The following is an 18,314-nucleotide window of genomic DNA, read 5'->3' as shown; positions in this document are numbered from 1 at the left end:
CCGCCCCGTGTCCGCCGTAGCGTGGTCCCGGCCGGATTCGAACCGGCGTATCCGTCATGCCATGACGGCGAGTCTGCCTCTGCTCTACAGGACCTCGTCACGCGGCCCGGACGACCGGATTCGAACCGGCGTGTCCGCCTTGGCAAGGCGGTGCGTCTGCCTCTGCGCTACGTCCGGCCGCGTCCCCGGATGGTATCCGGGGCCGGGCTTACGGTCGTACCGCATTGTCCCGGCGGGCCGGTTCAGCGGGAGGCGCGGCGCAGATCCAGGCGTTCCTTCTCGGACAGGCCGCCCCAGACGCCGAAGCGCTCGTCGTTGTCGAGGGCGTACTCCAGGCAGGCCGCACGCATCTCGCACATGCCGCAGATGCGCTTGGCCTCGCGTACCGAACTGCCGGGCTCGGGAAAGAAGAAGTCCGCCCCGGTCTGCGCGCACAACGCCTGCGCCTGCCAGGCCGGGACGGGCGTGCGGGGCGGGATGACGGTGTCGAAGTGCATGGCCAGGATCGTGCCGGGTGGCGAAAAACGTTCGATCAACGCCTGCTCAACGCCCCGGCGGCAGAGCACTTCAGCCTCGATCATGCTCCCGCCCGCCACGCCCGCGCACGGCGGCGCGCGGAACGGATCCGAAACTCGGCGATTGCGTCGGGTGACCCACGGTAACCGGGCCGCGGTGGGCGTGGGCGGGCAGCGATTGTCAGTGGGCGGTGGAAGACTCGGCGCAGCAGAGGACAGGACCCTTCCGAGGAGGGCGATGATGCTCACCACCCGTTTCGTCAACGGTGCTCCCAACTGGATCGACCTCGGCACGCCCGAGATCGACGGCGCCGTCTCCTTCTACAACGGTCTTTTCGGCTGGCAGTTCCAGTCGGCGGGTCCCGACGCCGGCGGTTACGGTTTCTTCCAGCTGGACGGCCGGACCGTGGCCGGCGGTATGCAGACCGGCCCGGAGCAGGGCCCGCCGTCCTGGACGGTGTACTTCCAGAGCGAGGACGCGCAGGCCACCGCGAAGGCGGCCGAGCAGGCGCACGGCGGTGTCCTCGCGCAGCCGATGGACGTGCTGGGCCAGGGCCACCTGGCGGTCCTCACCGACCAGGCGGGGGTGCCCTTCGGCATCTGGCAGCCGGCGGCGACCAAGGGCGTCGACGTGGCCGGGGAACCGGGTTCGCTGTGCTGGGTCGAGCTGTACACCCCGGACATCGCGGCCGCCGCCGCCTACTACCACAAGGTGCTCGGTCTGGAGACCTCCGGCGTGCCCTTCCCCGGCGGCACCTACACCTGTGTCAACCCGGCGGGCGGCGACGACGCGTCGGTGTTCGGCGGAATGGTGCCGCTGGCCGAGGACCCGGCCGAGGCGCAGGCCGGCGCGTACTGGCTGCCGTACTTCGAGGTCGAGGACCCGGACGCGGTGGTCGAGAAGGCCCAGCAGACGGGCGGCCGGGTGCGGATGCCGGCGACCACCCTGGAGGGGGTGGGCCGGATGGCGAAGCTGGCCGACCCGTACGGCGCCCGCTTCGCGGTGATCAGGAGCGAACCGCAGCAGACCTGAGGCAGGAGCCGGGGCCCGTCACGCGGTCGCGCGCCGTATCAGCGTCGTGGGCAGGACGACGCTGGACGGCGCGCCGGTCGCCGGCCCGCCGCGGGTCAGGGTGGACAGCAGCAGGCGGGCCATCAACCGGCCCATCTCCTCGATGTCCTGACGGACCGTCGTCAGCGGCGGCTCGGTCTGTTCGGCGACGGGCAGCACGTCGTCGAAGCCGATCACGGCGACGTCCTCGGGCACCCGGCGGCCGCGCTCGCGCAGGACGCGCAGGGCACCGAGCGCGGTGAGGTCGTTGGCGGCGAACACGGCGTCCACGTCCGGGCAGCGGTCGAGGAGTTCGCCCATGGCCCGCTCACCGCCGGTGGGGGTGAAGTCGCTGGCGACGACCAGCCGGGGATCGGTCTCCCCCATCACGTCCCGGTATCCCTGCAGCCGGTCGGCCGCCGACGTCTGGTCCAACGGGCCGGTGATGTGCGCGATCCGGGTCCGGCCCAGGCCGACGAGGTGGCGCACCGCGTCCTCGGCGCCGCCCCGGTTGTCGCAGTCGACGTACACGGCGCTGTCCGTGCCGTCGCTCCAGCCGGGCCGGCCGCCGAACACGGTGGGGACGCCGGCGCCCTCGATCAGGCCGGGCAGCGGGTCGTCGAGGTGGAGCGAGAAGACCAGCGCGCCGTCGACATGGCCGCCGGCGAGATAGCGGGCCACCCGGGCGTGGTCGTCCCGTCCCTCGGTGAGCAGGAGGACGAGCTGGTTGTCGTGGGCGGTCAGTTCCTTGCTGATGCCGCGCAGCTGGAGGGCGAAGAAGGGGTCGGTGAAGATCCGGGTCTCCGGCTCGGCGATGACGACGGCGACGGCGTCGTGCCGTCTGGTGACGAGGCTGCGGGCCGCCTGGTTGGGGACGTAGCCGAGTTCCTCGACCGCCCGCCGCACCCGTTCGACGAGCGGCTCGCGCACGCCGTCCCCGCCGTTGACGACCCGTGACACGGTGGCCCGGGACACCCCGGCCCGCGCGGCCACGGCCTCCAGCGTGGGGCGCGACACTGCCTCGGACACCTCGGCCCTCCTCCTCGGCGGCTGGCGATCAGCATAGTCCCGGGCGCCGGGGAGGCGGCCGGAGCGCCCGCACCGGGCGCCGCGGCCGGGACGTTGCCGACTCCCGTCGTCAGGAAGGCTCTTCGGGCCGTGCCCGGCTGGGCTGGACGCGCTTGGGCTCGCCCGGCATCTTCGGGTACTCCGGCGGATAGGGCAGGTCGCCGAGGCCGTGCTCGTCCTCGTCGCGGCGGGCGAGTTCCAGGAGGGCGTCGAGGGAGTAGGCGTGGTCGTCCATGTCGGCGTGCACGTCGCCGAGTTCGGCGAACCGGGCGGGCATCGTGACCAGGTCGAAGTCCGCGGGCTGCACGTCGTCGACCTCCTCCCAGCGCAGCGGCGCCGAGACTGGGGCGTTCGGGCGGGGCCGCAGCGAGTAGGCGGAGGCGATGGTGCGGTCGCGGGCGGTCTGGTTGTAGTCGACGAAGATGCGCTCGCCGCGCTCCTCCTTCCACCACCTGATGGTCACCCGGTCCGGCATGCGGCGTTCCAGTTCGCGGCCCACGGCGATGGCTGCGCGCCGGACCTGGGTGAAGGTCCAGCGGGGTTCGATGGGCACGAAGACGTGCAGCCCCCGGCCGCCGGAGGTCTTGGGCCAGCCCCGCAGTCCGCCGAACTCGTCGAGGACGGCGCGCAGTTCGTGGGCGGCGCGGACCGCGTCGGCGAAGTCGGTGCCGGGCTGCGGGTCGAGGTCGATACGGAGTTCGTCGGGACGGTCGACGTCGCCGCGCCGCACCGGCCAGGGGTGGAAGGTGAGCGTGCCGTACTGCGCGGCCCACACCACGGCCGCCTCCTCGGTGGGGCACATCTCGTCGGCGGTACGGCCGCTGGGGAAGGTGATGTGAGCGGTGGGAATCCAGTCGGGCATGCCCTTGGGGGCGCGCTTCTGGTAGAACCACTCGCCCTCGACGCCGTCCGGGTAACGCTGGAGGGTGGTGGGGCGGTCGCGCAGGGCGCGCAGGATGCCGGGAGCGACGGCCGCGTAGTAGCGGGCGACGTCCAGCTTGGTGAAACCGCGCTCCGGGAAGAACACCTTGTCCGGGCTGGACAGCCGTACGGTCCGGCCGGCCACCTCCAGTTGCACCGCATCGCCCATGCGGCCACGGTAGGCGCACCACCCCCACCGCGCATATCGGCTCGACACGGTCCCCGGGTCCGTACCGAAGCGTGCCGCGCGACGAGCGGACGCCCGGGAGCGCTCGTACAGTCGTGGCATGGATCTGCCGGTGATGCCGCCCGTGAAGCCGATGCTCGCCAAGTCGGTGGCGACGATCCCGCCAGGCATGCAGTACGAGGCGAAGTGGGACGGCTTCCGCGCGATCGTGTTCCGGGACGGCGCCGAGGTGGAGCTGGGCAGTCGTACCGGGAAGCCGCTGACCCGGTACTTCCCCGAGCTGGTGGCGGCCCTGCAGGAGCGGGTGCCCGAGCGGTGCGTGCTGGACGGGGAGATCGTGATCGCCCGGGAGGGCCGGCTCGACTTCGACGCGCTGACCGAGCGGATCCACCCGGCGGACTCCAGGGTGCGCACGCTGGCGGAGCGGACGCCCGCCTCCTTCGTCGCCTTCGACCTGCTGGCGCTGGACGACGAGTCCCTCCTCGACGTCCCGCTGACCGACCGCCGCGCCCTGCTCACCAGGGCCCTGACGGGCGTGACCCCGCCGGTGCATCTGGCGCCGGCCACCACCGATGTCGAGGTGGCCCGGCAGTGGTTCGAGCAGTACGAGGGGGCCGGCCTCGACGGGGTCGTCGCCAAGCCGCTCAACCTGCACTACCGCCAGGACGAGCGTGCCATGTTCAAGGTCAAGCACGAGCGGACGGCCGACGTCGTGGTGGCCGGATACCGCTTCCACAAGAGCGGCCCCGTGGTGGGCTCGCTGCTGCTGGGCCTGTACGACGACCGGGGCGCCCTCCAGCACGTGGGTGTGTCGGCCGCGTTCCCGATGAAGCGGCGGGCCGAGCTGGTCGAGGAGCTGGAGCCGCTGCGCATGGCCGACGTCTCCGGGCACCCGTGGGCGGCCTGGGCGGAGGAGGCGGCGCACGAGTCGGCCCGGCTGCCGGGCGCGCCGAGCCGCTGGTCGGGCAAGAAGGACCTGTCCTGGGTGCCGGTGCGGCCGGAGCGGGTGGCCGAGGTGGCGTACGACCACATGGAGAACGGGGCCCGTTTCCGGCACACGGCCCGGTTCCGCCGCTGGCGCCCGGACCGCACGCCGGAGAGCTGCACCTACGCCCAGCTGGAGGAGCCGGTGCGCTACGACCTGGCGGAGATCCTGGGGTCCTGACCGCCACCGCTCTCTTTCGACCGGGTATGGCCCCCGCTGACCTGTTGAGCACACAATCAGTCAAGAGTGCGAACGGGGTGGGGCGAGAGGGGGGCAGCGGTGGACACGCGACGACACGAGGCGCCGACACGCCGGACCGTGCTGACGGCGGCACTCGCGGCGGTCGCGGCGACGGCCTCCTTCACGGCGGGCTGCACCCGGCACGGCACGGCGGACGACGGCCGCGCACCACGGGCCACCCCGACGCCGACCGAGGGCACCCCGGCACCGAGCGGACAGCCCGCCACCGGATCCGTCCTCGCCGTGAAGATCGACAACGTGGCCGCGGCCCGCCCGCAGACCGGGCTGGACTCGGCGGACCTGGTGTACGCGGAGCAGGTGGAAGGCGGCCTCAGCCGGCTGATGGCGGTGTACGCCACCAAGCTCCCCGAGGTCATCGGCCCGGTCCGCAGCGTCCGCGAGTCCGACCTGGAGCTGCTGCGCCAGTTCACCCGGCCGACGCTCGCCTTCTCCGGCGCCCAGAAGAAACTGCTCCCCCTGATCGACCGGGCGCCGTTGCGGCCGGAGTCGCCCGCGGAGGCGTCCGGCGCCTACCACCGGGGCAGCGGCCGGCCGGCCCCGCACAACCTGTACCTCCGTCCGGCGAAGCTGATGCCGGACGGGGCGCCCGGCAGGGCGGCGCTCACCACCGGCTTCCGCTACGGCCCGGCCCCGGCAGGCGGCACGATCACCGCATCACGCACCGTGCGGTACCCGGCAGCCCGCTTCACCTTCACCTGGTCCGGCGACCGGAACCGCTGGCTGGTGTCGATGGACGGCACGCCGGCGACGACGACGAAGGGCAACCGGCTGGCAGCGGCGACGGTCGTGGTGCAGCACGTGCGGGTCCGGCCGTCGGAGTACCACGACGTCCTCGGCAACAACACACCGTTCACCGAGACGGTGGGTTCGGGGAAGGCGGAGGTCCTCAGGGACGGGCGGTCGTTCGAAGCCACCTGGTCGCGCCCGGCGGCCACCGGCGGAACGACGTTCACGACCGCGGACGGCAGCCCGGTGAACTTCGCCGACGGTCAGGTGTGGGTGGTGTTCGCGAAGTCCTGAGGCTCCGCCGCACGGGCGCTGCTCACGCCCCGGGAGGCGAGCGGCTCCGCCGGATTGCGCAGGCCTTCCGCCGCATCGGAGACCCGCTGGATCAGGTCGAAGAACTGGGTCTGCTCCGCGGTCGAGAGCGGGGCCAGGAAGACCTGGTTCATCCGGGCGGTGCGCACGCTCAGCTTGCGGTGGACCCGCACTCCCTCGTCGGTGAGGCGCAGCAGGAAGCGGCGGCCGTCCTGCGGGTCGCGCACCTTGTCGAGGAGCCCGCGCCGGTCCAGTCGGCTGATGACCTCGGCGATGGTCGACCGGTCCAGGCCCACCCGCTCCCCCACGGTCCGCTGGTCCAGTCCCGGCTCGGCGACGAGCGCGTTCAGCACGGCGAACTGCGGCGAGGTGATCTCCTCGGAGACCATCGTGTTCCACAGCAGGTAGTGGGCCTGCTGGAGCCGCCGGGCCAGGTGCCCGGGGTGGGTGGTGAGGTCCACCGCGGCCATATGCGCTCCCGTGGTCCGAATTCGTAGGTGCACTGAACGATACCCGCGGCCACCCGTCCTGTCTGTACACCCGACCACCATCGGGTGAGGTCTTGACTGGTGCCGACGCCAGTGGCAGCGTGGCAGACATCTCGCTGAAATACTCAGTGCCCTGATTAATTCGCTGAGAGATGAGGCTTCAGGGATGGACAAGGTGGTTGCCACTGCCGCGGAGGCGGTGGCCGATGTGCCGGAGGGCGCGTCTTTGGCGGTGGGTGGGTTCGGGCTGAGTGGTGTGCCGAACGTGCTGATCGGGGCGTTGTACGAGCGGGGTGTGGGCGGCCTGTCGGTGGTGTCCAACAACTGCGGGGCGATGGAGTCGGGTCTGGCGGTGCTGCTGGCGGCCGGGCGGATCGCGCGGGTGACGGGGTCGTACATCGGGGCGAACAAGGAGTTCGCGCGGCAGTATCTGGCGGGTGAGCTGGAAGTGGAGCTGATCCCGCAGGGCACGCTGGCGGAGCGGCTGCGCGCCGGTGGTGCGGGGATTCCCGCGTTCTACACGCCGGCGGGGGTGGGGACGCAGGTCGCGGAGGGCGGGCTGCCCTGGCGTTACGACGGCACGGGCTCGGTGGCGCTGGCGTCGCCGGCGAAGGAGGTGCGGGAGTTCGACGGCACCGAGTACGTGCTGGAGCACGGTATCCGTACCGACTTCGCGCTGGTGCGGGCGGCGAGGGGCGACCGGCACGGGAACCTCGTCTTCGCCAAGTCCGCCCGTAACTTCAACCCGCTCGCGGCGATGGCCGGGAAGGTCACGGTCGCCGAGGTCGAGGAACTCGTGGAGCCCGGGGAGATCGATCCGGACGCGGTGCACCTACCGGGGATCTTCGTGCAGCGGGTGGTGGCCCTGACCCCGCAGCAGGCGGCGGACAAGAAGATCGAGCAGCGGACGGTGAGCAGCTGATGGCCTGGACGCGCCAGGAGATGGCCGCGCGGGCGGCGCGCGAGCTGGAGGACGGGCAGTACGTCAACCTCGGGATCGGGCTGCCGACGCTGATCCCGAACCACCTGCCCGAGGGGGTGGAGGTGGTCCTGGAGTCGGAGAACGGCATCCTGGGCACCGGCCCCTACCCCACCGAGGACCAGGTCGACCCGGATCTGATCAACGCCGGGAAGGAGACCGTCACGGTCCTGCCGGGCGCGTCCTTCTTCGACTCGGCGCTGTCGTTCTCGATGATCCGCGGCGGGCACATCGACGTCGCCGTGCTCGGTGCGATGCAGGTCTCCGCGGGCGGGGACCTGGCGAACTGGGCGGTCCCGGGGAAGCTGGTGACCGGGATCGGCGGGGCCATGGACCTGGTGCACGGGGCCCGCAGGGTGATCGTCGTGATGACCCACACCGCCAAGGACGGCTCGGCGAAGATCCTCACCGAGTGCGCGCTGCCGCTGACCGGGAAGGCGTGCGTGGACCGGATCATCACCGACCTGGGCGTCCTCGACGTCACCGACGAGGGGCTCGTCCTCGTCGAGACCGCACCCGGGGTCGGCGCCGAGGAGATCATCGCCAAGACGGACGCGAAACTCACTGTCCCGGAGGGCCTGCTGTGAACACCGTGTACATCGTCGACGCGGTCCGGACGCCGATCGGCCGCTACAACGGCGGGCTCGCCGGCGTGCGCCCGGACGACCTGGCCGCCCACGCCATCCGTGAACTCCTCGCCCGCACCCCCCAGCTGGACCCGGCCCGGATCGAGGACGTCTACTTCGGCAACGCCAACGGCGCGGGCGAGGAGAACCGCAACGTCGGCCGGATGGCCGCCCTCCTCGCCGGACTGCCCACGTCCGTGCCGGGCGTCACCGTCAACCGGCTGTGCGGCTCCGGCCTCGAAGCCGTGATCCAGGCCGCCCGCGCCATCGCGGTGGGCGACGCCTCCGTCGCCGTGGCCGGCGGCGTCGAGTCGATGACCCGGGCGCCGTACGTGCTGCCCAAGAACGACCGGCCCTTCCCCGCCGGACACGCCGAGCTCTACTCGACCACGCTCGGCTGGCGCATGGTCAACCCGAAGATGCCGCCGCAGTGGACCATCCCGCTCGGCGAGTCGGCCGAGCGCATCGCCGACAAGCACAAGATCAGCCGCGAGCAGCAGGACGAGTTCGCCCTCGCCTCCCACCAGAAGGCCACCGCCGCCCGGCAACAGGGCCTGTTCGACGCCGAGCTGACGCCCGTCCCCGTCCCGCAGCGCAAGGGCGACCCGGTCCCCTTCAGCGCCGACGAGAGCGTACGGCCCGACACCTCCCTCGCCGCGATGGCGAAACTGAGGCCGGCGTTCCGCACCGAGGGCGGCACCGTCACGGCCGGCAACTCCTCGCCGCTCAACGACGGAGCCGCCGCCCTGCTGCTGACCGACGAGGAGGGGCTGAAGACACTCGGGCGGGAACCGCTGGCCCGGGTCAGCGCGACCGGGGTGTCCGGGATCGACCCGGACTACTTCGGCCTCGCCCCCGTCGAAGCCGTCAACCGGGCCCTGGCCAAGGCCGGCAAGACCTTCGCCGACCTCGACGTCCTCGAACTCAACGAGGCGTTCGCGGCGCAGGTGCTGGGGTGTGTCGCCGAGTGGCCGGAGTTCGATCCGGCGATCCTCAACCCACAGGGCGGCGCGACCGCGCTCGGCCACCCGCTCGGCGCCTCCGGCGCCCGGCTCGCCGGCACCGTCGCCCACCAGCTCGCACGACGCGGCTCCGGCACCGGCGTCGCGACCCTCTGCATCGGCGTCGGGCAAGGGCTCGCGCTCGTTCTCGAGCGATAGGCCGTAGGGCACCTGCGGGTGCGTTGTGGCTGGTCGCGCCCACGCGGCGGAGCCGCACATCTATAAAGCCCCGCGCCCCTGACGGGGCGCCCGCACCTAGGACTTTCATGACACTCACCCAGGCCGACATCGACGTCGAAATCGCCGCCAAACACGCCGACTACGAGAAGGGTGTCGACGAAGGAGCCCCCGTCGAGCATCACCCCCGCAGGGACTACGCCCCTTACCGGTCCTCCGTGCTCCGGCATCCGAAGCAGCCGCTGGTCGCGATCGACACGGCCCAGGACCCGGAGCTGGTGGAGCTGCACTCCCCCGCGTTCGGGGAGCGGGACATCACCGGGATAGACAACGACCTGACCCGGCAGCACAGCGGGGAGCCCGTCGGCGAGCGGATCACCGTCTCCGGGCGGCTCCTGGACCGGGACGGCCGGCCGGTGCGGGGGCAGCTGATCGAGATCTGGCAGGCCAACTCGGCCGGCCGCTACGCCCACCAGCGCGAGCAGCACGACGCCCCGCTGGACCCGAACTTCACGGGGGTCGGCCGTACGATCACCGACGCCGACGGCGGCTACCGCTTCACCACGATCCAGCCGGGCCCCTACCCCTGGCGCAACCACCTCAACGCGTGGCGCCCGGCCCACATCCACTTCTCGATGTTCGGCACGGCGTTCACGCAGCGGCTGGTGACGCAGATGTACTTCCCGAGCGACCCGCTGTTCCCGTACGACCCGATCATCCAGTCGGTGACGGACGACTCGGCCCGCCGGCGCCTGGTCGCGACCTACGACCACAGCCTGTCCGTGCCGGAGTTCTCGATGGGCTACCACTGGGACATCGTGCTGGACGGCCCGCACGCCACCTGGCTCGAAGAGGGACGCTGACCTGCCATGACGAAGATCGACACGAGCAGCCCGGGGAACGTGCTGCCCACCCCGTCGCACACGGTCGGCCCGTTCTACGGCTACGCGCTGCCGTTCCGCGGCGGTGAGGACATCGCACCCCTCGGGCACCCGGACACGGTCACGGTCCACGGGTACGTCTACGACGGGGAGGGCACCCCGCTGCCCGACGCGCTCGTCGAGCTGTGGGGCGCCGACCCGGACGGGAACGTGTCCACGACCGACGGTTCGATCCGCCGCGACCCGGCGACCGGTGACTACCTCGGCCGCAACGGCGTGGAGTTCACCGGCTGGGGCCGGATCCAGACGGACACCAACGGCCACTGGTACGCGCGGACGCTGCGGCCCGGCGCCCGCGGCGGCAGCGCGCCCTACCTCAGCGTGTGCGTGTTCGCGCGCGGGCTGCTGGTGCACCTGTTCACCCGGATCTACCTCCCGGGCGACGACGCGGCGCTCGCCGCCGACCCGCTGCTCACCCGGGTGGGCGAGCGACGCGACACGCTGATCGCCGCCGACGAGGGCCGGGGGACCTACCGTTTCGACATCCGCCTTCAGGGCGAGGGCGAGACGGTCTTCCTGGAGTTCCAGTGAGTTCAGTGGATCATGGCGGTGACGCCGGGCTGCTCGGTCCCGGGTGGTCCGGTTCGGCCGCCGCGGCCGCGACGAGCGACAGCGCCTTTCTGCGGGCGCTGCTCGACGCGGAGGCGGCCCTCGCCCGCGCCCAGGCCGCTCTGGGCCTGGTCCCGGACGGGGCCGCGACGGCCGTGACCGAGGCGGCCGACCCCGGCCGTTACGACGTCGGCGCCCTGGCCGAGCGTGCCCGCGCCGGCGGCAACCCGGTGATCCCCCTGGTCGCCGACCTGACGAAGGCGGCCGGCGCCGAGTACGGGCCGTACGTGCACCGGGGAGCGACCAGCCAGGACATCATGGACACGGCGGCCATGCTGGTCGCCGCCCGCACCCTGGACCTCGTGCTCGCCGACCTGGACCGCACCGCACAGGCCCTGGCCGGGCTGGCCGCCGAACACCGCGACACGCCGATGCCGGGCCGCACGCTCACCCAGCACGCCGTACCGACGACGTTCGGGCTGAAGGCGGCCGGCTGGCGCTCGCTGGTTCTCGACGCCCGGGACCGCGTCACACCGGTGCGGGGGTCGCTGCCCGCCCAACTGGGCGGCGCGGCAGGCACGCTGGCCGCCTTCGGGGCGTACGGCGCGGCGCACGCCGAGGAGCTGCCCGCGGGGTACGCCCGTGAACTGGGGCTTGCCGCACCCCTGTTGCCGTGGCACACCCTGCGCACGCCGGTCGCCGACCTCGCCGGGTGCCTCGCCTTCACGGCCGGGGCGCTGGGGAAGATCGCCGCGGACGTGCTGGTCCTGTCCCGTACCGAGATCGGCGAGGTCTCCGAGGGCAGCGGGGGCGGTTCCTCGGCGATGCCGCACAAGGCCAACCCGGTGCGCGCCACGCTGATCGCGGCGGCCGCGCGGCGGGCCCCGCAGCTCTCGGCCGTCCTGTACGGCTCGATGGCCGCGGAGGACGAGCGGCCGGCCGGTGCCTGGCACGCCGAGTGGGAGCCCTTGCGGGATCTGCTGCGGACCGTGGGGGGTGCGGCACGGGACGCGACGGAGCTGGCGGAGGGGCTGCGGGTGCACCCGGAGGCGATGCGCCGGAACCTCGGCCGCACAGGCGGGCTGATCGTCTCGGAGCGGCTCTCCGCCGAGCTGGCCCCCGCGCTCGGCCGGGCCCGCGCCAAGGAGCTGCTCACCGAGCTGGCCCGCCGAGCCCACACCGAGCACCGGACGCTGCGTGAACTCCTCGCCGGGGAACCCGGCCTGAAGGACGTCGATCTCGACAGCCTGACCGATCCCGCCCGCTATACCGGCTCCGCCGGTGTGCTCACCGACCGTGCTCTGGAGCGACGTTGACCGAGAACCTCCTCAACCACCGTGTCGAGGGCCCCGCTTCGGCTCCTGTGCTGCTCCTCGGGCCGTCGCTCGGCACCTCGTACGCCCTGTGGGACGCCGTGGCGCCCGAACTGTCCGTCACGCACCGGGTGGTGCGCTGGGACCTGCCGGGGCACGGCGGTTCGGCACCCGGCCTGATCAAGGCGGGGGCGACCGTGGGCGACATCGCCGAGCTGGTGCTCGCGCTCGCCGACTCGCTCGGCATCGGGCGGTTCGCGTACGCGGGGGTGTCGCTGGGCGGTGCCGTGGGCCTGCACCTGGCCGTCCACCACCCGGACCGGCTGGAGAGCCTGGCGGTGATCTGCTCCTCGGCCCACTTCGGCGGCTCCAGGGCCTGGGAGGAGCGGGCCGAACGGGTGCGCCGGGAGGGCGTGGAGTGGCTCGCGGAGAACGCCCCCGGCCGCTGGTTCACCCCCGGGTTCACCGTGCCCCGGCTGGTCGAGGACCAGCGGACGGCCGACCCCGAGGCGTACGCCGCCTGCTGCGACGCGCTGGCCGCCTTCGACCTGCGGGACCGGCTCGGCGAGATCGCCGTGCGCACCCTGCTGATCGCCGGCCGTCAGGACACCGCGACCCCGCCGCCGCACCTGCGGGAGATCGCGGACGCGGTCGCCGCGGCCACGCTGGTCGAGCTGCCGGGCGCCGCTCATCTGGCGCCCGCACAGTGCCCCGAGGCCGTCCTGACCGCGCTCCGCTCCCACCTCGACGGGGGCGCCAGGCGCGGCATGGCGGTGCGCCGCGAGGTGCTGGGCGACGCCCACGTGGACGGCGCCCAGTCCCGGCAGACCCCCTTCACGGCCCGCTTCCAGGACTTCATCTCGCGCTACGCGTGGGGCGAGATCTGGACCGACCCCACGCTCTCCCGCCGCGAACGCAGCATGATCACGCTCACCGCGCTGGTCGCCCACGGCCACTACGACGAGCTGGCCATGCACGTGCGGGCGGCCCGGCGCAACGGGCTGACGCCGGAGGAGATCGGCGCGGTGCTGCTGCAGACCGCCGTGTACTGCGGGGTCCCGGCGGCGAACTCGGCGTTCGCGACGGCCCAGCGGGTGCTGGCGGAAGAGGAAGGGTGACACTGCCGGGGACAGGCACAGGAGCGGGCCCTGTGCCTACGGTGGGGGCATGTCGACCATCCTGATCACAGGTGCCACCTCCGGGCTCGGCCGGTACGTCGCCTTCGAACTGGTCCGCGCCGGCCATGTCGTCCTGGCGCACGGCCGCGACCCCGGCCGTACCGAGCGACTGGTCGGGGAGCTGCGTACCGAGGGCGAAGCCGAGGCGTTCGTCGCGGACCTGGCCTCGCTGGCGCAGGTCCGCGAGCTGGGCGCGCGGGTCGCCGACGCACATCCCGACCTGGACGTACTGATCAACAACGCGGGTGTCGGCGCCGGTACGCCCGGCTCGGGCCGCGAGCTGAGCGCCGACGGCCACGAACTGCGTCTCGCCGTCAACTATCTGGCCCCGGTTGCCCTGACGCACGCTCTGCTCCCGGTGCTGCGCACGCACACCCCCGCCCGCATCGTGAACGTCGGATCGGCGGGCCAGGAGCCCCTCGACTTCGACGACCCCGAATTCACCCGCGGCTACCAGGGCTTCGCGGCCTACTGCCGGGCCAAGTTCGCGCTGGCGGCCCACACCTTCGCGCTGGCGGAGGAGTTGGCGGACACGGGCGTCTCGGTGAACGTCCTGCACCCGGCGACCTTCATGGACACCGCGATGGTGCGGGAGGGCGGTGTGGCGCCCTGGAGCACGGTGGCGGACGGCGCCCCGGGCGTCCTGGCCCTGGCCACACAGGACTTGGGAACGGGCGGCTACTTCGACGGCACGAGTCCCGCGAGGGCGCACGAGGCGACATACAGCCGAGAGGTACAGAAACGCCTGGCGGCGGTCACTGATCAACTACTTGCTCTGTAGCGCCCTTCCTTTAGGGGCGCTGGGGGTACCCCCGGCCGAAGGCTGGGGGAGGAACTGCGCGATCAGCCCCCACGCACCCGCACCCCGCAACGCACCTGTCACCGCAGCCCCCTTCCCGTATCCAGCACCTCCCGAGCCTGCGCAACCAGCCCATCGGCCCCACAGGACCGGGCCAGCGCCAGCCCCCGGTTCAGCTCGGCCACCGACCGCGCGGCGATCCCGTACTCCACCCGAGCCGCCGCATGCTCGTACTGGCACGGCGACGCTTCCAGATAGGCAACGGCCTGCGAGGCCAGCCGCACCTGACGCTGCCCGGTCTCCAGCGCGGCAGCGCACCGCAGCGCCTCGCCGATCGCCGTGTCCGTGCCGAACCGCTCGGCCTGCCGCCGCGCGTCACTCGCGAGGTACGCCGCCCGCGCCGGGTCCTCGTTCGCGAGGGCCCGGGCGAGGTCGAGCGCCCAGGGCACGACCACGGGGTTGAAGTGGCCGCGCGCGGCGGCCGCCTTCTCCGCCGCCTCCAGTTCGTTCACGGCCTCCTCCGTGCGCCCGACGGCAAGCAGCAGCCGGCCGCGCACCGACCGCGGGTCCGGCATGACGATCGTGGAGGGGTACGGCGGCGCGAAGCCGTACTGTTCGGCGGTCTCCCAGGCCTGCTGGACGTGGCCGCGGGCGAGCAGCGTGTCGACGAGGTTGCAGGTGGCGGTCCAGTACAGGGGCAGCCGGCGGCCGACCCGCTCGGCGATCCGCAGGGACTCCCGCAGCGAGGTCTCCGCGTCCCGCAGCCGGCCGCGCCTGCGGTGGCCGAGCCCGACATAGGCATGGGCGAGGGCGAGGTGGCCGCCGCTCCAGCCGGAGGACTCGTAGGCGCGCAGGGCCTCGTTGTACAGGCTCTCCGCGCGGTCGAGCCGATCGGTGTACACGTAGGAGTTGGCGAGCATCAGCAGGAGCTCGATGCCCCACTCGGTGTCGGTCCAGCCGAGACCGGGCGCCAGCCGGCCGTTGACGAGGGCGCGGTCGCACAGCTCGACGACCTCCTCGGCGCTCTCGCCCTGTATCAGCAGGTCGAAGCCGCGCAGCATCAGCAGGGCGCGCTCGGAGTTGTAGCGGCCGGTGCAGGTGGCGGCCAGGTCGGCGAGCCGTTCGGAGCGGCGTGCGGAGACGGCCTCGCCGGCGATGCCCTCCCACATGAACTGGACGGCCTGGAGCCGGAGCCTGGCGGGTCCTTCCTCGTGCCGGGCGGCCTCCGCCTCGACCGTGCGGACGGCTTCCTCCAGCTGGTCGTTGTGGAGAAGGGCCTGGGAGAGCCGGAAGACGGCGTCGACGCGTTCGGGACCGGAGAGGCCGGGCATGCCGAGAGCGCTCCGCAGGTGGCCGATGGTGACGGCGGGGTTGGTGAGCAGGGTCGCGCAGCCCAGTTCGTAGAGCACGCGGGCGTGGACGTCGGGGAGGGGCGGTTCGCGCAGGGCGCGTTCGAGGCAGCGGCGGGCCGCGTCCGGGGCGCCGACGGCGAGGTGTTCCTTGGCCGCGTCCCGCAGCTGTTCGACGAGTTCCTCGTCGTCGTCCGGGTGCACCTTCAGCAGGTGGCGGGAGGCCTCGGCGATGCCGCGGCCGTCGTCCAGGACGATCTGGGCGGCGATGCCGTGCATGGCGGTGCACATCGCGGGCGGGATGGAGTTGTAGACGGCGGTGGCGATCAGCGGGTGGACGAACTCCAGGTCACCGGTGCGGTGCCGGGAGCCGGCCGGGTCGGGCGCGGTGAGGATACGGGCGGTGCGCAGGAGTTCGGCGCAGCGCTCGGCGTCGTCCACGGCCATGCTGGCGAGCTGGGCGACGAGGTCGACGGAGATGCCGGTGCCGAGGATGGCGGCGGCCCAGGCGAACCGGGTGGCGTCGACGCCGAGGCCTTCGAGGCGGGTGACGAGTCCGCCGCCCCTGGCCGACCGGTTGAGGGCACGCAGTTCACCGGCCCGGGCCTCGACGGGTTCGAGTTCGCTGTCCTGGACCTTGGCGAGGAGTTCCACGGTCTCGTAGGGGTTGCCGCCGGTGACGGCCCAGACCTCGCGGCAGAACGGGGCGTCGGCGTGCTCACCGAGGGTGGCCCGGGTGAGGCCGGCGGTGGCGTCCGGGGTGAGGGCGCTGATGGTGCGGACGGGGCGGCCGGCCGCGGCGGCCACGGCGTCGAGGTGGCGGGCGCCGTCGCCGCTGACCTCGCCGGGGCGCCGGGCCACCAGGACCAGGACGGACAGGTCGTCGAGGCGCTCGACGAAGGCGGCCAGCCAGGCCAGCGTCTCCTGGTCGGCCCAGTGCGCGTCGTCGATCAGCAGGACCAGCGGCCAGTCGCGTCTGGCGAGCCGGCGGACGGCGGCGACCAGGCCGTCGCAGACGCCCTGCGGGTCGGCCTGGCGGTCGCCGGGGTCGGTGATGCCCAGGGCGGGGCCGGCGATCTCGTACCAGTCACCCAGGTACTCCCGGGCCTCCTCGGGCAGCAGGGAGACCAGGGCGGGCTGGAGGAGTTGCCGTACCACGTGGAAGGGGACGCTGCGCAGCGTCTCCACGCCGCGGGTGGACCAGACGGTGCAGCCACGGCGTTCGGCGATGCGGCGGGTCTCGGCCAGCAACGCGGTCTTGCCGAGCCCGGCCTCACCGCGGATCACCAGCAGGTTCCCGGCGGTGGAACGGTCGGCGCACAGGAGATCGAGGGCCTCGGTGACGGCGGCGATCTCCTCCTCGCGCTCCCAGAGGGGAGCCGGGACGCCTCCCGGGGGCTGCTCCTCCGTCATCCTGCTACCTCCCCAAGTCGCCCGAACGACGTACAGACCACGAGCGTAGCCGTCCTGTTGGCTGTCCGGAGGCGGGTCCGGGCAGCTGTGGCCGCGACGGGTGAAAGCGGGTGCGGCCCGGCGACGCGGAACGGCCCCGACCTGCCGCTGTGCACCGAACGGACCGTCAACGGGCAGGAACATGAGGCTGACTTTCGAAGACCGTGCAGTGCGCGAGCGGAACCGGCCCCTCCGGGCGCTGGCGGCGGGCTCGGTGGGGAACTTCATCGAGTGGTACGAGTTCGGTGTCTACGGCTATGTCGCGACCGTCGTCGCCGATCGGTTCTTCACCCCGGCGGGCGGCAGCGCGGCCGAGGGTCTGGTGCGCACCTACGCCTCGTTCGGGCTGGCGTTCTTCTTCCGTCCGCTGGGCGCGGCGCTGTTCGGCCGGCTGGCGGACCGGCTGGGCAGGCGGCCGGTGCTGATCCTGGTGGTGGCGCTGATGACGGGCGCGACGGCGCTGATCGGCGTGCTGCCGACGTACGCGCAAGCCGGTGCGCTCGCGCCGTGGCTGCTGACGTTCCTGAGGGTCGTTCAGGGACTGTCGGCGGGCGGTGAGTTCGGCGGGGCGGTGGCGATGCTGACCGAGTTCGCACCGCCGGGGCGGCGGGGGCTGTACGGGGCGTGGCAGTCGTTCACCGTGGCGCTGGGGCTGCTGGGCGGGGCGGGGGTGGCGGTGGGACTGTCCGTGTTCCTGACAGCTGATCAGTTCGGCTCCTGGGGGTGGCGGTTGCCGTTCCTGCTGGCGTTGCCGCTGGGCGCGCTGGCGCTGTGGCTGCGGATCGGTCTCGACGAGACGCCGCAGTTCCGGGAGCCGACCGCGGACACCGTAGGCGCGGTGCGGGTGCCGGTGCGGGCGATCGCGCCGGCCGTCGCCCGGGTGATGGGCTGGTCGGCCGCCGGCTACACCTTCCTGGTGGTGCTGCCGTCGTACCTCCAGGCGGCCCTGCACACCGGTTTCCGCACCGCGCTGCTGGCGACCGTGGTGGCGAACCTCGGGTTCGCGGCGGCGATCCTGCCGGCGGGGCTGCTCAGCGACCGGGTGGGGCGGCGGCCGGTGATGCTGGCGGGCGCCGGGCTCGTGGTGCTGCTGGCGCTGCCCCTGCTCCACCTCCTGCGGGACCCGGGGACCCCGGCCGCCGTGAAGGGCGCGGCGCTGTGCGGAGCGGGCGCGGTGGTGGGGCTGATGGCCGGGGGGCCCGCGCTGCTGGCCGAGATGTTCCCGGCGCGGGCCCGCTGCACGGGCCTCGGACTCGCCTACGCCCTGTCCAATGCCGTGTTCTCGGGCTGTGCGGGCCTCATCATCACGGAGGCGGTACGGCGCACCGGGAACCTCGACGTTCCCGGCTACTACGCGGCGGCGACCTGCGCGGTCAGCGTGCTCGCGCTGCTCGGGCCGCCGCGGACGAAGGCGGGTTGAGAGGCGGGTTGGGACC

General features: G+C 73.0%; 17 protein-coding genes and 2 tRNA genes. 12 read left to right on the top strand and 7 right to left on the bottom strand.

The annotated features are described in order from the left end of the window. Nucleotides 1-22: 22 nt before the first annotated feature. The 3 genes from ACFY0K_RS24100 to ACFY0K_RS24090 form a co-directional block, all read right to left on the bottom strand. A tRNA-Ala gene (locus tag ACFY0K_RS24100) sits at nucleotides 23-94 on the bottom strand. Nucleotides 95-105: 11 nt separating this feature from the next. Further along, nucleotides 106-177, bottom strand: a tRNA-Gly gene (locus ACFY0K_RS24095). 65 nt (nucleotides 178-242) lie between these two features. Beyond that, nucleotides 243-497: a WhiB family transcriptional regulator gene (locus ACFY0K_RS24090; RefSeq protein WP_177232852.1), complete on the bottom strand. Its 255-nt coding sequence runs from the start codon at nucleotides 495-497 to the stop codon at nucleotides 243-245. A gap of 259 nt (nucleotides 498-756) precedes the next feature. On the opposite strand from ACFY0K_RS24090, the gene ACFY0K_RS24085 reads away from it, so the two are divergent. Beyond that, the gene (locus tag ACFY0K_RS24085; RefSeq protein ID WP_390641747.1) at nucleotides 757-1,548 is read left to right on the top strand and encodes a VOC family protein; all 792 of its coding nucleotides are present in this window, start codon (nucleotides 757-759) and stop codon (nucleotides 1,546-1,548) included. An 18-nt stretch (nucleotides 1,549-1,566) separates the two neighbouring features. On the opposite strand, the gene ACFY0K_RS24080 is transcribed toward ACFY0K_RS24085, so the two are convergent. Together ACFY0K_RS24080 and ligD are read right to left on the bottom strand one after the other, a co-directional pair. Then, complete coding sequence (locus ACFY0K_RS24080) at nucleotides 1,567-2,595, bottom strand: LacI family DNA-binding transcriptional regulator (RefSeq protein ID WP_390641596.1); 1,029 nt, start codon at nucleotides 2,593-2,595, stop codon at nucleotides 1,567-1,569. A gap of 109 nt (nucleotides 2,596-2,704) precedes the next feature. Then, a complete protein-coding gene (gene ligD / locus ACFY0K_RS24075; RefSeq protein WP_390641595.1) occupies nucleotides 2,705-3,724 on the bottom strand; it encodes a non-homologous end-joining DNA ligase in 1,020 nt (339 codons plus the stop codon). A gap of 118 nt (nucleotides 3,725-3,842) precedes the next feature. Between ligD and ACFY0K_RS24070 the strand changes: the two genes are divergently transcribed. Further along, a complete protein-coding gene (locus tag ACFY0K_RS24070; protein ID WP_390641594.1) occupies nucleotides 3,843-4,907 on the top strand; it encodes an ATP-dependent DNA ligase in 1,065 nt (354 codons plus the stop codon). 99 nt (nucleotides 4,908-5,006) lie between these two features. Continuing rightward, nucleotides 5,007-6,008, top strand: a complete 1,002-nt coding sequence (locus tag ACFY0K_RS24065; protein ID WP_390641593.1) for a DUF3048 domain-containing protein — start codon at nucleotides 5,007-5,009, stop codon at nucleotides 6,006-6,008. Here ACFY0K_RS24065 and ACFY0K_RS24060 read toward each other — a convergent pair. After that, on the bottom strand, nucleotides 5,978-6,496 hold the full coding sequence (locus ACFY0K_RS24060) for a MarR family winged helix-turn-helix transcriptional regulator (RefSeq protein WP_390641592.1): 519 nt from the start codon (nucleotides 6,494-6,496) through the stop codon (nucleotides 5,978-5,980). The genes ACFY0K_RS24065 and ACFY0K_RS24060 overlap by 31 nt on opposite strands. Nucleotides 6,497-6,680: 184 nt before the next feature. Between ACFY0K_RS24060 and ACFY0K_RS24055 the strand changes: the two genes are divergently transcribed. From ACFY0K_RS24055 to ACFY0K_RS24020, 8 genes are all read left to right on the top strand, one after another. Further along, on the top strand, nucleotides 6,681-7,436 hold the full coding sequence (locus ACFY0K_RS24055; protein WP_351955886.1) for a CoA transferase subunit A: 756 nt from the start codon (nucleotides 6,681-6,683) through the stop codon (nucleotides 7,434-7,436). Continuing rightward, entirely contained in the window at nucleotides 7,436-8,080 is a 645-nt protein-coding gene (locus tag ACFY0K_RS24050; protein WP_351955885.1) for a CoA transferase subunit B, read from the top strand. The genes ACFY0K_RS24055 and ACFY0K_RS24050 overlap by 1 nt, the downstream gene beginning before the upstream one ends. After that, a complete protein-coding gene (locus tag ACFY0K_RS24045) occupies nucleotides 8,077-9,279 on the top strand; it encodes a thiolase family protein (protein WP_390641591.1) in 1,203 nt (400 codons plus the stop codon). The genes ACFY0K_RS24050 and ACFY0K_RS24045 overlap by 4 nt, the downstream gene beginning before the upstream one ends. Nucleotides 9,280-9,386: 107 nt before the next feature. Beyond that, entirely contained in the window at nucleotides 9,387-10,160 is a 774-nt protein-coding gene (gene pcaH / locus ACFY0K_RS24040; protein WP_390641590.1) for a protocatechuate 3,4-dioxygenase subunit beta, read from the top strand. A 6-nt stretch (nucleotides 10,161-10,166) separates the two neighbouring features. After that, nucleotides 10,167-10,769: a protocatechuate 3,4-dioxygenase subunit alpha gene (gene pcaG / locus ACFY0K_RS24035; protein ID WP_351955882.1), complete on the top strand. Its 603-nt coding sequence runs from the start codon at nucleotides 10,167-10,169 to the stop codon at nucleotides 10,767-10,769. After that, complete coding sequence (gene pcaB, locus ACFY0K_RS24030) at nucleotides 10,766-12,103, top strand: 3-carboxy-cis,cis-muconate cycloisomerase (protein WP_390641589.1); 1,338 nt, start codon at nucleotides 10,766-10,768, stop codon at nucleotides 12,101-12,103. The genes pcaG and pcaB overlap by 4 nt, the downstream gene beginning before the upstream one ends. Further along, entirely contained in the window at nucleotides 12,100-13,218 is a 1,119-nt protein-coding gene (gene pcaD, locus ACFY0K_RS24025) for a 3-oxoadipate enol-lactonase (protein ID WP_390641588.1), read from the top strand. Before pcaB ends, pcaD begins: the two co-directional genes overlap by 4 nt. A 49-nt stretch (nucleotides 13,219-13,267) precedes the next feature. Continuing rightward, the gene (locus ACFY0K_RS24020; RefSeq protein ID WP_390641587.1) at nucleotides 13,268-14,059 is read left to right on the top strand and encodes an SDR family NAD(P)-dependent oxidoreductase; all 792 of its coding nucleotides are present in this window, start codon (nucleotides 13,268-13,270) and stop codon (nucleotides 14,057-14,059) included. Between the two features lie 98 nt (nucleotides 14,060-14,157). Here ACFY0K_RS24020 and ACFY0K_RS24015 read toward each other — a convergent pair whose 3' ends face one another. Continuing rightward, complete coding sequence (locus ACFY0K_RS24015) at nucleotides 14,158-16,839, bottom strand: ATP-binding protein (RefSeq protein WP_390641586.1); 2,682 nt, start codon at nucleotides 16,837-16,839, stop codon at nucleotides 14,158-14,160. Nucleotides 16,840-17,020: 181 nt separating this feature from the next. On the opposite strand from ACFY0K_RS24015, the gene ACFY0K_RS24010 reads away from it, so the two are divergent. Beyond that, nucleotides 17,021-18,298, top strand: coding sequence for an MFS transporter (locus tag ACFY0K_RS24010; RefSeq protein ID WP_390641585.1), 1,278 nt, complete (start codon nucleotides 17,021-17,023; stop codon nucleotides 18,296-18,298). The last annotated feature ends 16 nt before the right edge of the window (nucleotides 18,299-18,314 follow it).

The sequence above is a fragment of the Streptomyces sp. NPDC001507 genome (genome assembly GCF_042894765.1).
Taxonomy (GTDB): domain Bacteria; phylum Actinomycetota; class Actinomycetes; order Streptomycetales; family Streptomycetaceae; genus Streptomyces.
Note: the sequence above shows the minus strand (reverse complement) of the source record. Positions and strands in the feature narration are given on the sequence as shown.

Bases quoted from the DNA above. Each gene is read 5' to 3' on its own strand.
- ACFY0K_RS24090 (WP_177232852.1), bottom strand. From the start codon at position 497: ATGCACTTCGACACCGTCATCCCGCCCCGCACGCCCGTCCCGGCCTGG.
- ACFY0K_RS24085 (WP_390641747.1), top strand. From the start codon at position 757: ATGCTCACCACCCGTTTCGTCAACGGTGCTCCCAACTGGATCGACCTC.
- ligD (WP_390641595.1), bottom strand. From the start codon at position 3,724: ATGGGCGATGCGGTGCAACTGGAGGTGGCCGGCCGGACCGTACGGCTG.
- ACFY0K_RS24070 (WP_390641594.1), top strand. From the start codon at position 3,843: ATGGATCTGCCGGTGATGCCGCCCGTGAAGCCGATGCTCGCCAAGTCG.
- ACFY0K_RS24060 (WP_390641592.1), bottom strand. From the start codon at position 6,496: ATGGCCGCGGTGGACCTCACCACCCACCCCGGGCACCTGGCCCGGCGG.
- ACFY0K_RS24055 (WP_351955886.1), top strand. From the start codon at position 6,681: ATGGACAAGGTGGTTGCCACTGCCGCGGAGGCGGTGGCCGATGTGCCG.
- ACFY0K_RS24050 (WP_351955885.1), top strand. From the start codon at position 7,436: ATGGCCTGGACGCGCCAGGAGATGGCCGCGCGGGCGGCGCGCGAGCTG.
- pcaH (WP_390641590.1), top strand. From the start codon at position 9,387: ATGACACTCACCCAGGCCGACATCGACGTCGAAATCGCCGCCAAACAC.
- pcaG (WP_351955882.1), top strand. From the start codon at position 10,167: ATGACGAAGATCGACACGAGCAGCCCGGGGAACGTGCTGCCCACCCCG.
- ACFY0K_RS24020 (WP_390641587.1), top strand. From the start codon at position 13,268: ATGTCGACCATCCTGATCACAGGTGCCACCTCCGGGCTCGGCCGGTAC.
- ACFY0K_RS24015 (WP_390641586.1), bottom strand. From the start codon at position 16,839: ATGACGGAGGAGCAGCCCCCGGGAGGCGTCCCGGCTCCCCTCTGGGAG.
- ACFY0K_RS24010 (WP_390641585.1), top strand. From the start codon at position 17,021: ATGAGGCTGACTTTCGAAGACCGTGCAGTGCGCGAGCGGAACCGGCCC.